Source organism: Vibrio amylolyticus (genome assembly GCF_023145695.1).
Classification (GTDB): Bacteria; Pseudomonadota; Gammaproteobacteria; order Enterobacterales; family Vibrionaceae; genus Vibrio; species Vibrio amylolyticus.
Genome location: NZ_JAJHVV010000001.1, coordinates 56,106 through 69,062, shown reverse-complemented (window position 1 = coordinate 69,062; position 12,957 = coordinate 56,106). Strand labels below are relative to the sequence as shown.

At 42.8% G+C, this 12,957-nt stretch carries 12 protein-coding genes; 9 read left to right on the top strand and 3 right to left on the bottom strand.

Annotated elements, in window-relative coordinates; genetic code table 11:
* Positions 1 to 14: 14 nt before the first annotated feature.
* The 3 genes from KP803_RS00360 to maiA all read left to right on the top strand — a co-directional run bounded on the left by KP803_RS00360 (position 15) and on the right by maiA (position 2,944).
* Positions 15 to 1,169, top strand: a complete 1,155-nt coding sequence (locus KP803_RS00360; RefSeq protein WP_248006845.1) for a homogentisate 1,2-dioxygenase — start codon at positions 15 to 17, stop codon at positions 1,167 to 1,169.
* On the top strand, positions 1,166 to 2,218 hold the full coding sequence (locus KP803_RS00355) for a fumarylacetoacetate hydrolase family protein (protein ID WP_248006844.1): 1,053 nt from the start codon (positions 1,166 to 1,168) through the stop codon (positions 2,216 to 2,218). Before KP803_RS00360 ends, KP803_RS00355 begins: the two co-directional genes overlap by 4 nt.
* Positions 2,219 to 2,299: 81 nt before the next feature.
* On the top strand, positions 2,300 to 2,944 hold the full coding sequence (maiA, locus tag KP803_RS00350) for a maleylacetoacetate isomerase (RefSeq protein WP_248006843.1): 645 nt from the start codon (positions 2,300 to 2,302) through the stop codon (positions 2,942 to 2,944).
* 24 nt (positions 2,945 to 2,968) lie between these two features.
* Here the strand turns inward: maiA and KP803_RS00345 are convergent, their stop codons facing one another.
* Positions 2,969 to 3,679 (bottom strand): glycerophosphodiester phosphodiesterase family protein, encoded by a 711-nt coding sequence (locus KP803_RS00345; protein ID WP_248006842.1) that lies wholly within the window; start codon positions 3,677 to 3,679, stop codon positions 2,969 to 2,971.
* A 180-nt stretch (positions 3,680 to 3,859) separates the two neighbouring features.
* Here KP803_RS00345 and KP803_RS00340 point away from each other — a divergent pair, with 180 nt between their 5' ends.
* Complete coding sequence (locus KP803_RS00340; RefSeq protein WP_248007346.1) at positions 3,860 to 4,729, top strand: DMT family transporter; 870 nt, start codon at positions 3,860 to 3,862, stop codon at positions 4,727 to 4,729.
* Positions 4,730 to 4,945: 216 nt separating this feature from the next.
* Positions 4,946 to 5,899: a lactate/malate family dehydrogenase gene (locus KP803_RS00335; RefSeq protein ID WP_248006841.1), complete on the top strand. Its 954-nt coding sequence runs from the start codon at positions 4,946 to 4,948 to the stop codon at positions 5,897 to 5,899.
* A gap of 67 nt (positions 5,900 to 5,966) precedes the next feature.
* Here KP803_RS00335 and KP803_RS00330 read toward each other — a convergent pair whose 3' ends face one another.
* Complete coding sequence (locus KP803_RS00330; RefSeq protein WP_248006840.1) at positions 5,967 to 7,394, bottom strand: serine hydrolase domain-containing protein; 1,428 nt, start codon at positions 7,392 to 7,394, stop codon at positions 5,967 to 5,969.
* Between the two features lie 255 nt (positions 7,395 to 7,649).
* Between KP803_RS00330 and KP803_RS00325 the strand changes: the two genes are divergently transcribed.
* From KP803_RS00325 to KP803_RS00310, 4 genes are all read left to right on the top strand, one after another.
* The gene (locus KP803_RS00325) at positions 7,650 to 8,420 is read left to right on the top strand and encodes an MBL fold metallo-hydrolase (protein ID WP_248006839.1); all 771 of its coding nucleotides are present in this window, start codon (positions 7,650 to 7,652) and stop codon (positions 8,418 to 8,420) included.
* Positions 8,421 to 8,557: 137 nt separating this feature from the next.
* A complete protein-coding gene (locus tag KP803_RS00320) occupies positions 8,558 to 9,541 on the top strand; it encodes a glutathione S-transferase family protein (RefSeq protein ID WP_248006838.1) in 984 nt (327 codons plus the stop codon).
* 135 nt (positions 9,542 to 9,676) lie between these two features.
* A complete protein-coding gene (locus KP803_RS00315; RefSeq protein WP_248006837.1) occupies positions 9,677 to 10,489 on the top strand; it encodes a crotonase/enoyl-CoA hydratase family protein in 813 nt (270 codons plus the stop codon).
* A 184-nt stretch (positions 10,490 to 10,673) separates the two neighbouring features.
* The gene (locus KP803_RS00310) at positions 10,674 to 12,197 is read left to right on the top strand and encodes an EAL domain-containing protein (RefSeq protein WP_248006836.1); all 1,524 of its coding nucleotides are present in this window, start codon (positions 10,674 to 10,676) and stop codon (positions 12,195 to 12,197) included.
* Between the two features lie 28 nt (positions 12,198 to 12,225).
* Here KP803_RS00310 and KP803_RS00305 read toward each other — a convergent pair whose 3' ends face one another.
* The gene (locus KP803_RS00305; RefSeq protein ID WP_248006835.1) at positions 12,226 to 12,744 is read right to left on the bottom strand and encodes a lipocalin family protein; all 519 of its coding nucleotides are present in this window, start codon (positions 12,742 to 12,744) and stop codon (positions 12,226 to 12,228) included.
* Positions 12,745 to 12,957: the final 213 nt, after the last annotated feature.

Genomic DNA, 12,957 nt, shown 5'->3' with positions numbered 1-12,957 from the left:
AAAGGCAGGCTTGGATGAACAAATGGATTACGTTTCCGCACAAAGAAGGCATTACCTCCAAACAGGCGCATGCTGATTTTCCTGAGCAAGGTATTTATGAACGAGAAGCGGGGCGAAGCGGTTTTTTCGGCCCTGCGGCTCACTTTCACCATCAACACGCGCCAACGGGTTGGCAAGAGTGGGATGGCGAGTTAAAACCAAGAGCATTCAATCTCAATGATATTGATGAAGCGAAACAAGGAAGCCCTTGGTCTGTGCCTGCGGTACTTCATAATGCTCAATGCAAAATACGAGTGTGGCGGCTAGAGCATTCAATGGAAGATCTGGTCCGAAATGCAGACGGTGATGAACTGTTGTTTGTTCATGGCGGAGCAGGGAAGCTGTTCTGTGATTATGGCCACCTTGATATCAGCGAGGGGGATTATGTGATGATACCTCGTTCCACCATGTGGCGTATTGAAACCAGCGAACCTCTGTTTTTGTTGATGATTGAAAACAGTGATGGCGCATACTCATTACCTGAAAAAGGCATAGTAGGGAATCACGCGTTGTTTGATCCTGCGGTGTTGGAAGTGCCGTCGATCAATGACGAGTTTAAGGCTCAATACTCTGAGCAGGCAACGAAAGTGCAAGTAAAGCGTCATGATAGTTTGAGTGTGATTACCTACCCGTTTAACCCTCTAGATGCCATTGGTTGGCATGGCGATCTTTCAGTGGTTAAGCTTAATTGGCGTGATATTCGTCCTCTGATGTCTCACCGTTACCATCTTCCTCCTTCTGCACATACAACCTTTGTCGGCTGTGGGTTTGTTGTTTGTACCTTCGTACCAAGGCCGATAGAGAGTGATCCCGGCGCGTTGAAAGTGCCGTTCTATCACAATAACGACGACTATGATGAAGTGCTGTTTTACCACCAAGGTGACTTCTTCAGCCGTGACAACATAGAAGCCGGCATGATGACGTTCCATCCTGCAGGTTTTACTCATGGTCCGCACCCAAAAGCGTTTAAGGCGGGGCAAGAGAATAAGAAAAAGTTCACTGATGAAGTCGCTGTGATGATTGATACACGCCATGCTCTACACTTTACTGAGCAAGCACAAAGCGTTGAGAACAAAGATTACGTGTACAGCTGGAGAGCAGCGCCAAACAAGGAAGAGGGACAGCCATGAAGTTAGCCACACTAAAAAATGGAAAACGCGATGGCATGCTTGTTGTCGTTAGCCGAGATCTTACGCTGTTTACAGCCGTAGCCGAGATTGCGCCGACTCTGCAATATGCGCTGGATGAATGGACAAACGTTAGTGAACAACTTCAGGAGGTCTATCAATCGCTGAATGACGGAAGCGATAAAAACGCCAAGGCTTTTGAACCTTCGATGTGCGAGTCACCATTGCCAAGAGCTTATCACTGGGCGGATGGTTCTGCTTATGTGAATCATGTGGAGTTAGTTCGACGAGCACGCGGCGCTGAGATCCCTGAAAGCTTTTGGACGGATCCCTTGATGTATCAAGGCGGGTCGGATGCGTTTATCGGGCCAACCGATGATATTCCCGTTGAAAGTGAAGCGTGGGGTATCGATTTTGAGGCTGAAGTGGCTATCGTTACTGGTGATGTCCCCATGGGCGTTTCAGCAGAAAATGCAGCAGGGGCGATCAAACTGCTCATGTTGGTTAACGATGTCTCTTTGAGAGGGCTTATCCCCGCCGAGCTAGGTAAAGGTTTTGGTTTCTATCAATCAAAACCTTCATCCGCTTTTTCGCCCGTCGCCGTGACCCCTGATGAACTAGGAGGTGCGTGGGATGGCCAAAAGCTTCACTTGCCATTGAGATCGAACTACAACAATGAGCCATTTGGTTGCCCCAATGCCGGTGTTGATATGACCTTTAGTTTTCCTCAGTTGGTGGCTCACGCAGCTAAAACAAGACCCCTAACGGCAGGAACCATTATTGGGTCAGGAACCGTGTCGAATAAGCAAGGTACTGAGCATGGCAGCGCGATATCTGAAGGTGGTGTGGGCTACTCTTGCATCGCGGAAGTGAGAATGATTGAAACTATCCGAGATGGTGAGCCAAGTACTTCATTCATGCGTTATCACGACACCATAAAGATAGAGATGCATGATAAGCAGGGCGTGAGTATTTTTGGTGCCATTGATCAAAAAGTGATCCCTTATGAACCCATTTTAGATAAGTGGTTTGATGAGCTAGGTAATGGTTAGTTATCGAGCGTGCTGCAAATTTTTGCAGCACGATTTTTCTAGCAAAGAACAAAGTTAAAAGAATCCAGATAGGAGAGTACAGTGACAGAAAGAACCTTATATGGGTATTGGCGATCATCGGCCGCTTATCGTGTTCGTATTGCTCTAAATTTGAAAAAGCTGGATTACCAACAAGTCTCCGTTAACTTGATTAAAAATGGGGGCGAACAGCACCATGCCCACTATAGTGCACTTAACCCCAGTGAACTTGTCCCAGTCTTGATTGACGACAACTTGAAGTTGACTCAATCGCTGTCGATTATTGAATACCTTGATGAACAGTATCCTCAGTGTCCACTAATACCCAGTGAGACGGAAGCAAAGTATCGCGTTAAAGCGTTAGCTCAAGACATTGCCATTGATATTCATCCCATCAACAATCTACGAATTCTGCAATATCTAGCCGGTGAGTTAGAACTGACTGACGTAAAAAAAGCGGACTGGTATCGCCACTGGATAGAAGTAGGGTTTCACTCTTTAGAGAAGAAGCTTGCTCAATCGTCCGGTCATTACTGTGAAGGAGACTCCCTCTCTTTAGTTGACCTTTGCTTAGTTCCTCAAGTCTATAATGCAAACCGTTTCAATGTTGATATGAACGCCTTTCCAATTATCGAACGAATCAATAATACATTGACGATGCATCCTGCTTTTATTGCTGCCGCTCCTGAGAATCAACCTGATGCCTAAATTACAATTACCTAGAAAACAGCACTATATAAAACGCTGTGGAAAATCGCTGAAAATGGCGTCCAAATGGTTAAAGTGTTTTAGCTTTCTCGGGTTGTTAACCGTATAGCTCCAGACTTGATACCCCGCTTGTTGCAATTTAATACTCTGAGCCTTACTCATCCAGCGGAAGTTCAAGTGACAGCTAAACGCGTTAATCTCATCCAGAAGCCGTTTATCTTTAGATGTGAGCCTGTCAGTGATGACGCCTAAACGATAGTCTTGGCAATGGTTAGCAAGGTTGCGCATGACCTCATGACTAAAGCTTGATAACAGCAGCTGCTCATTGGCAATGTTACTCTCATCCAACTGCTGTTTGAGCTGGTGTACAATAGCCGAAACATCATGTTGCGCATCCACTTTGACTTCAATGTTAAGACATAACCCAGTTTGAGTCGCAAGAGAGAGGAGCTCTTCCAGTGTCATGATGGCTTCACCTTGAAAATCCAAATCGAACCAAGCACCAAAGTCTAATGCTTTGAGCTGTTGCAAACTGAGCGAGTCGACGCGCCCTTGCCCGTTGCTACAGCGATCGACAGTATGGTCGTGGCACACGACGAGCACATTGTCTTTACTGGGTTGAATATCGACTTCAACCCATTGTAGGCCCATATCTATTGCTGCTTGAATACTCACGCGACTGTTTTCTGGATAACACCCTGAAATACCCCGATGGCCCACGATCATTGGTGACATAATTGACTCTTTTAGCGGTTCAAATGAATGACGTTAACCTAGTTTAACACTCTGATTTTCCATTTAGCGATAGAGAAATGACATTCATTGGTATTAGTTTTTGTTAAGTTCTGGCATCATCCGCTTTTCATGGTCTCGGATTGTAAAAATCTGATCTGCAAACTAAATAAGTGAAGTCCTATCGTGAATGCTGAACGTAAATCTGCTTTGATCCTTGTGCTAACGACCATTCTCGCTGCGTTTGGTTGGATTTTTTCCAAAGAAGCGATTCAAGGGCTTCCCCCATTTGGCTTTATCGGTTTACGATTTTTGCTTGCTTCGTTGTGTCTGCTACCACTGTGTTACAAATATCTCCTTAAAACCGAACTAAAAGATGTTGGTTCTGCTGCCATGGTTGGGTGTTTGCTTGCAGGCGCGATCATGAATTGGATATACGCTATTTCCATTAGCGATACATTAGGTGAAGGGGCGTTTATCGTTAGCCTGTCTATGCTTATCGTACCGCTCGTTGGGTGGGTGCTATATAAAGAGCGTCCACAACGATCATTTTGGTTATCTCTGCCTGTCGCCATGATTGGCCTAGGTTTTTTATCGTTATCGGGTAGTTGGCAGCAATCAAGCAGTCAGTTCTTTTTCATTGGTTGTGCCACGATGTTAGCGATTCACTTTAATGTGAATCGAAAGTACGCCCAAAAGTTACCTGTTTTGCTTCTTACCACTATTCAACTGTTTACGGTTGGCTGCTTAGTTACGTTACTTTCATTGCTTACCGAAGACTTCCCAGAAGTGATAGCGCCTGCTATTTGGGGTTGGTTTGCGTTAAGTGTGGTGTTGGCGACGAGCCTTCGATATGTCATGCAAACACTCGGTCAAAAAGGGGCAGCAGCAGGGACTGCAGCTCTGATTATGATTCTTGAGCCTGTTTGGACTGTCATATTGAGCATTCTCTGGTATGGCGAACAGCTGTCTTTTGGCAAAGTTGTAGGCTGTGGTTTTATCTTATTGGCGCTGGTTTTGTATCGTACACAAGGAAGAATTTTTAAAAGATAGTGTTAACGGAAACTCGAATTGCTAACAACAGACCTTAGTAATGTGTGGCTTCACATCTAGATTTTTTGTCTGTGTGAGTTTGAATTATTTCATTATTTATTTCTAAACTAGTAGATAATGCTTAATTTTAATTGTTCAGTAAAATAAAGTTGGCGTTGATGATAAAGGTATTAGTAGACTAAATTTAGTTGTAATACTTTTTATCAAGGAATGAATATGAAAATCGGTGTGATTGGTGCAGGTTCAGTGGGTGTCGGCATCTGTAATTATCTACTTACTCTAGGAAGCGTGAGTGAGCTAGTGGTTCTCGACCAAAACTTGGATCGCGCTGAAGGTGAAGTGCTCGATTTTAGACATACCGCAGCATTAACATTTTCTAAAAATACACACATCTTAGGCAGCGATGACTACCTCTCTTTAATTGGTGCTGATATTGTTGTGATTACCGCGGGTGCTCAGATTAAACAGGGCCAAACACGCATGGATCTAGCGGAAATCAACGCAAATATCGGTGTGGATATCGCGCAAAAGGTAGGGCGTGTAGCGCCAAATGCCACCTTAATTATTGTAAGTAATCCGTGTGATATTGTCGCGCATTTCATCGTTAAAAATACCAACTTTCCGCCAAACAAAGTCATTAGTAGTGGTTGTGTAATAGATACTGCACGATTGATGTCCATTGTCGCAAACCGAGTCAATCTCGACCCTAAAAATGTATTTGGTTATGTGCTTGGCGAACATGGTAGCAACTGTTTTACCCCCAAGAGTTTGATCAGTATTGCAGGGCAACCTGCTGACTACTACTGCGATACGAATCATTTGGCTCGAATTGACGCCGATGAGTTGTTGGAGTCAGTGAAGCGTGCTGGTTATGAAATCTTTAAACGTAAACACAACACCACTCATGGCATTGCTGCGAGTGTGTTTAGAATCATTCAAGCGATTAAGATTGATGAACGTTCAGTGTTGCCTATCGCGACCATGATTGACGGTGAATACGGTCTAAAAAATGTAGTGATGAGCTTACCGACAATTGTAGGGAAGAATGGTCGAGAGTCGGTATTGACTCACCCATTTACTCAAGATGAGTTATCGGTTCTGCAAGATATTTCAGTTAGCATAGCAAAAGATGTTGATTTCGTTGCGAAGGTGACAGGGTTAACACGTTAGGTTAAAGGTGTTCGATTTAAGATGCTAGGGGCGTGTTACCCCCTAGCGATTGGATTTTAAAAGACGATTACTGTCGATAAAATTCCAGCTCCCAGCCTCTTTGGTAAAGGGTGACTTGTCGATAATTGATCTTACCCGAAGGGAAGGTGACAAATTCTAATACAATGCCATTCTCTCGGCTTTCAAACTCGGTTTCCGTTAGTGCTTGGAAAGCGATAGATTCTTGGTCGTCCCACTTGCCCATCAGTTGACCATCTTCTAAAAACAGCTCACCTTTCAATGGCATTGCATCCGTTTTATAGTGGCCTAGGTACTTTTTAAGTTCAATTGGGGCAATGGAAATGAACGGACGGTTATAATCGGGAATCGTTACGCTTTTATCAAAATACAAACCGATGATGGTCGTCATGATCTTTCGTTGGCTTTCATTAAGCCCGTTACCAGTGAAGGCAAAAGCAACTTTTTCGCTATCGAAATATACGAGCTGCGATTGAAACCCCTCGATTGAGCCATTGTGACCCCACGCCGTTTTATAGAAGTAAGGCATGTTCCAAAAGCCTTTACTGAAGCCAGTATTAAGCGCTTTCATTACCTCTATTGTTTCTATCGAGACCAGCTCGCCATTAAATAGGGCATCCATAAAAATACCGAGCTCCGTTGGCGTTGAAATGAGGCCACCTGCTCCGGCGGTAATAGACGGGTGCCACACGGCTTGCTCAAACCATTGTTTATTCCAAAACGCGTAAGATTGAGTATTGAATTTACAGTGGCTGTAATCACGGCAGAAAGCAGTATGACTCAACTGGAGCTTATCAGTGATACGTTGCTTGAGGTTTTTTTCATAACTTTGCCCAGTTACATCCTCAATGATGAGGCCAAGTAGGTAGTAGCCAGTATTAGAATATTGCCAGCCAGTTCCAGGTTTAAATTCGTTAGGGTAAGAGTAAAACCTCTCTAGCATTTTCTCGTTACTTTGATACTGAGTGTAATACTGAACGAATTCCGGAGAGTTCGTATAGTTATAAATCCCACTTTGATGAGACAAGAGATGATCGATAGTGATGTCATTGGATTGATCAAACTTGGGGTAAAACTCACTCAGCTTCGTATCAAGTGACAACTTGCCTTGCTCAATGAGCTGAAAAATCATTGTTGCGGTAAACGTTTTTGAAATAGATGCGATGGTATAGCGAGTATTTTCATCTGGTGAGATCGGTGTGTTATTAGAGTTTTCCGTATAAGCATGACCAATTTGATTTTGGTAAACCACCTTACCATCATCAACGATCGCCAAGCTAAACATCGCTTTTTTGTTTGAGTCAATGAGCTCGATATATTGATCGATGGCAGTTAAGTGTGTTTGCGAAGCGAAGGTAATCGGTGAAGGAATGATTAATAAAAGGGTAGCGACAAGTACCCCAAAAGATTCTATGAAGACGTTTATTTTATGTTTTCTAAACTGGACTTTGTTGATGAACAACACATTTAAATTCATGAGGTTACCTTATACATCTTTAGGGTTCTAATCATGATATACAGCTGTGTGTCTTAAAACTAAAACAAACATCATTGATATTTATGAATTGATTGCATATTTGAAGTAGGTCGACTTTTTAAAGTTGTAAACAACGTGTCACAGAGTTTTTAACAGGTTTTGTTAGTCGACAAAAAGAGTGCTAAGTTTAAACTGGTCTGACAAGGTTGAGATTTAATAGATAGAAAACCAGAGAAAACATAACAAGGATTGGTTGTGAAAATTCATACGGTGCAGGGATATATACAGGCCATCTATTTGGTTGAGTATCCAGATAAGTTAATGCTTTTAGATGGCGCCAGTCGAGCGGACATACCGCTTATAAAAGAGTTTATTCAGGAGCGGCTTAAGAGGCCGTTAGGTGCTTTAAAAATTGTGGTTGTTACACATATGCATCCTGATCACGCAGGTGCTGCTCAACTTCTTCGAAAGCAACTCGGCTGTAAGTTGGTTTCGGCAGATAGAGAGAAGGATTGGTATGCTGGATTAGATGGTGTAGCGATGCACTTAACCGACCTTGCTCTCGCTAAATGGATGGCAAAGCGCATGGGAGCGAAGAAGACGAGGCTTTGGTATCCTCGAAGATTGAACCCTGATTACACGCTTTCTCATGGAGATGTGATTCCACATTTTGAAGACTGGCAAGTATTGGAAACCCCAGGGCACACAGACCGCGATCTTTCGGTTTATCATCTTGAAAAAAAGTTGGTTTATGTTGGTGATTTGATGGTCAGTGTCAAAAACAAACTTATCGCCCCATTTCCTATCTTCCACCCAAATCAATACCGAGATTCTTTGAAACAGATCTATGAACTTGAGTGTGATAGCGTTTTCGCGGCGCACGGTGGCCTAGTTCAATTTGACTCAGATGCCTATGAGCATCTTATGAATACCGCCCCACGTCGGCCAATTACACATTGGCGTGTTACAAAGATAAAGTTCAAGGGGTTAATCAGGTCTGTTTTTAGAATGAACAGTAAGAATTAGTTACTTCAAAATATTTGAACGTGTTGGTCAGGTTTGGCTGCTCTTTATTCCCTATGCTTGTAATTACAATGACTTTAATGAATGAGTTAAGACAAACAAGGTTGCACACATAAGCGTGTTGTAAAAAGGGGTTTGAAATGAGCAAAGTGAAATCAAGTTGGAACAGCAGCATCAATGATGGCGAGTATCGTCGTAAAGAATCTCAGTTTAGAAACTGGATCACCGCCGATGGAGAAGCGGGAGCGAGTGGTGTCGGTGGCTTTCAAGCTGAAGCTGGCCGCTATCATTTATACGTTTCATTAGCTTGCCCATGGGCGCACCGCACTTTAGTGTTCCGTCAACTCAAAGGGTTAGAAGAGATCATTTCGGTCAGTGTTGTTCATCCTGATATGCATGAAAACGGCTGGAGCTTTATGCATGATGAAGAATCAGCGTCTGAATACGGCACCACTGGGGATGAGCTTTATGGTAGTGCATTTCTATCTGAAAGATATTTGCTCAATGCGCCAGACTATAAAGGAATCATTAGCGTTCCGGTATTGTGGGATAAAAAGCAGCAGGTCATCGTAAACAATGAATCCTCAGAAATTATTCGTATGTTTAATTCCGCTTTTAATGAGATTACGGGTAATCATGACGATTATTACCCAGAATATTTACGTTCCGAGATTGACGAGGTCAACGAGCTTGTTTATCACAACGTCAACAATGGTGTTTATAAATCGGGTTTTGCGACAACACAAAAAGCGTACAGTAAAAATGTAACCAAGCTTTTTGATACGCTGCAGCAACTCGATGACCGACTTGCCACGAAACGCTATTTAGTTGGTGATACATTGACGGAAGCGGATTGGAGATTGTGGACGACATTGATTCGATTTGACTCGGTGTATCACACGCACTTTAAGTGTAATTTGCAGTTACTCAAAGAGTTTAGCAACGTGTATAACTATATGTTAGAGCTTTACCAAATGCCTAATATTGCCAAAACGGTTCACGTTAATCATATTAAGCGCCATTACTACGCCAGTCATTTAGCGATTAACCCATATGGCATTGTTCCTTTGGGCCATAAGCAAGACTGGATGGCACCACATCATAGAGAGTTGATTGGAAAGTGATCATTGGAATAAGCCTCGCTATCTGTGCCGATAGATTGGCTTGTTCTAAACCGTCATCTCATTCTCAATATCTCAGCCTTTCAACTTGTTAAATTATTGTTTACGGTAGTGGTGTGACCACTGCCGGAAACTAAGATGACAACTCAGCCTCGTATTACCTGTGAAATCGATAATAATCACATCGCCACTGTCACGTTAAATCGTGCCGATAAGCTTAACGCTATTGATATGGAAATGTTTCGCCAAGTGAATGCGTTAACCAGACGGTTAAAAAAAGATAAGCATATTAGGGCGGTTATTGTGCGGGGTGCGGGCAGTGATTTTTGCTCTGGCTTAGATGTAAAGTCACTGCTAACCAACAAGGTCGATGCCGTTAAGCTTCTGTTCAAATGGTGGCCTACATTGCCTAACAATGCGCAACGTTTCTCGTTGTCTTGGCGTGATATTCCTTGCCCTGTCATATTTGCAATTCATGGGCGGTGCTGGGGAGGCGGTTTACAGCTAGCAAGTGGAGGCGATTTTAGAATAGCATCTCAGGATGCAACCTTCTCCATTATGGAAGCGAAGTGGGGTCTGATACCAGACATGGGCGGCGCTATCGCTTTTCGAGAAATCATGCGACAGGATCATACGCTTGAATTAGCCATGACCGCGAAAGTGATTGATAGCGATGAGGCACACAGAATAGGGTTAGTAACGAAAGTGGCTGAAGACCCTTTTAGCACAGCTTATGATTTCGCCTTAGAGTGTGTCAATCGCTCACCCGATGTCTTGGCAGCAAACAAAAAACTGTATAACCAAACGTGGTGGTCGAGTGCTGGTAAGGCACTATTTCTTGAAACTTGGTATCAAATTAAAGTCGCCTTAGGGAAAAACCGAGCTATCGCGATCAATCGAGAACGAAAGCCAGATGCCAAGCGCAGTTATTTACCTCGTCAGTTTAGATAATATATTATTGTTGGTCATTTTCGACGGGCGTAGTGGTTATTGAATGGAGAGTTTAATGACTAAAAAGCAAAAGTTGAAGTAGTCATCCTTCCTTAATTTTTAATTTATCAATAACTTTGCCAGTTTACTCTGTTTTCAACTAACTTTAGTAGTAAAGCAACTTGGAGTGTTGGAGAAGTTAGGTTTGAAGAGTGACAGCCTGGTAAAAAGCTTAACCGTTACCGTCATTATTTCGTTTGCTACCTTGAGCCTAGTCTGGCTGAGTTTCCTCAATGAAAAAGAGAAGTCTGCCGTTCAAGCGCAGAAACTCCTTGCTAATGTACAAATTATTGTAGATGAACTAAATCGCTCATTTGGAAAGCTAAATGCTCTTGAACCTGCGGAGTGTGATGATTCATTATTAGTTGCAATGAGAAAATCTGTTTTTGATTCTAAGTTCATTAGAGATATCGGCTATTTAGAAGGCCATGATCTTTTGTGCACCACAGGGTTAGGCAGACTCGATACCCCTTTTTTTGATAATCGCCCCCCTGATTTTAAGTCAGGGTTTGGGCTCGAATACTGGTCTTCTGTGAAGTTAGTGCTCTTTGACCAAGCGTATGACGGCATTGTGGTTAGACGCAACAAATTTAATGCGGTGCTTAACCCAAAAGATATAAACGATATTATACCTATCAACTATAACTGGGAAATAGTGTTAAGGGTTGAAGATAGTTATAAGGTTCTAGAGTCGAGCGATGGGGCATCGGGTCATATTCACGACCAATTTGAACTGCACAATTGGCAATCTACATTAGCCAAAGAGTGTAGTAATGACAAAGAGATTTGTGTATTGGCGAGTTCCAAATCAAAGGTGAATTTGTTTGGTAGTCCCCTTTATTTGTTCTTGTTTTCCATCATTGCGGGGCAGTTATCCTTTCTTGCTATCAAAGGGGTTAACTATTACTACCGTAGAAAATCGAGTAATAAATATCGTGTTGCGAAGGGCTTGGACAACAAAGCATTCAGCTGCGCGTATCAAACCATCGTTGGTATGAAGAGTGAGGACATTGTGGGTGTTGAGCTATTGGCTCGATTTGAAGACAGTATTGGAATATTAACGCCTGATGTTTTTATTCCTGAGATTCAAAATCAGGGGCGTTCGTGGGAGTTTACTGAATTTCTTGTTACTCAGGCTGTGCAGGAGTTAAAGGATAAGTTTGGCGAGGCGGCACTTCCTAAGTCATTTAAGCTAAATATCAATGCTTACCCTTGTGATATATCGGCGGGGAAAATGTCTGTTTTGCAATGGAAAAGGGCACTTAACATCAATTATGTTGTAGAGGTGATTGAAAGTGAAGCTTTGGAAGATGTCCCCGCGGCCCAAACGATCCAAAACTTGAAAGCCGAGGGGGCATTGATTGCCATCGACGATTTCGGTACAGGCTATTCAAACCTTTCATCTTTAAAACAGATACAGGCCGATATTCTCAAAATAGACAAAAGCTTTGTAAAAGATCTCGATGAGGGAGCCATTCGTTCAGCGCTAATTCCGCAGATAATCGAGATAGCTCGATCTGAGCATTTAAAAATTGTAGCGGAAGGCGTCGAAACCCAGGAGCAGCATAAGAAATTGGCCGCAATGGGGGTCGATTTCGGTCAAGGTTGGTACTATTCGAAGCCTGTATCAATTGAACTTCTTAGCCTTAAACGTACCGACGATTTATAAGTGTAGGTAGCTCAGATCGTTATGTGAGTTATTCAAATGGAAAGATCATCTGTTCTGGGCTAAATCCAGCTTGTTCAGCAATACGTAGATATTTTTCCATTTTATGCTCAGGCAACGTATTGGTTCGAGAGAGTAGCCAAAACTGATCCACGCCACTAGCGACCATCGCGGTTGAGTAATCATCTTCTAGATAAAATACAACGTAACTTCCATAAAATGGGCCAGAAAAGGAGACGTGCAAGTGGCCAACGTTTTCCTCTTTCGCTAGCTTCGCTCTGCCAATGGCTTCTTTCCACTGGTGGCTCTCTTCACTCCAGCCACTGTTAATCACTTTAATACTGCCATCATCGTCGACTGAATATTGAGTTCGAGTGTGGGTTAATCCGCGCTCAAAGCTATTATCCAGCTTGGCCACTTCATACCAAGTACCTAAGTAAGCGGCAAGATCAAACTCATCTACCGGCAATAGATATCGAGTGATACTGCCGCACCCGACCGAGAAACCTAGGATTAAACCGATAACTGCTGACTTCATAACATGTCTCATGATGCGTTCCTTTGCCGGGTAGTGAAGAGTGCTAAAACCCATGCATTAATAGCGCCATGTTTATTGGTTATTTGAACAACTTTATGGTTTGATTCTCTTTGTTATTTTAGGAACAAAAATCGTTAGAATATTACGCAAAACCATCCGATTCGTTGGGATGTTACGTTTTGTTTGATAGATGTAGGAAATGTAATTTAATTAGATACAACTGTT

Bases quoted from the DNA above. Each gene is read 5' to 3' on its own strand.
- KP803_RS00345 (WP_248006842.1), bottom strand. From the start codon at position 3,679: ATGTCACCAATGATCGTGGGCCATCGGGGTATTTCAGGGTGTTATCCA.
- KP803_RS00330 (WP_248006840.1), bottom strand. From the start codon at position 7,394: ATGAATTTAAATGTGTTGTTCATCAACAAAGTCCAGTTTAGAAAACAT.
- KP803_RS00360 (WP_248006845.1), top strand. From the start codon at position 15: ATGAACAAATGGATTACGTTTCCGCACAAAGAAGGCATTACCTCCAAA.
- KP803_RS00315 (WP_248006837.1), top strand. From the start codon at position 9,677: ATGACAACTCAGCCTCGTATTACCTGTGAAATCGATAATAATCACATC.
- KP803_RS00335 (WP_248006841.1), top strand. From the start codon at position 4,946: ATGAAAATCGGTGTGATTGGTGCAGGTTCAGTGGGTGTCGGCATCTGT.
- KP803_RS00305 (WP_248006835.1), bottom strand. From the start codon at position 12,744: ATGAGACATGTTATGAAGTCAGCAGTTATCGGTTTAATCCTAGGTTTC.
- KP803_RS00320 (WP_248006838.1), top strand. From the start codon at position 8,558: ATGAGCAAAGTGAAATCAAGTTGGAACAGCAGCATCAATGATGGCGAG.
- KP803_RS00355 (WP_248006844.1), top strand. From the start codon at position 1,166: ATGAAGTTAGCCACACTAAAAAATGGAAAACGCGATGGCATGCTTGTT.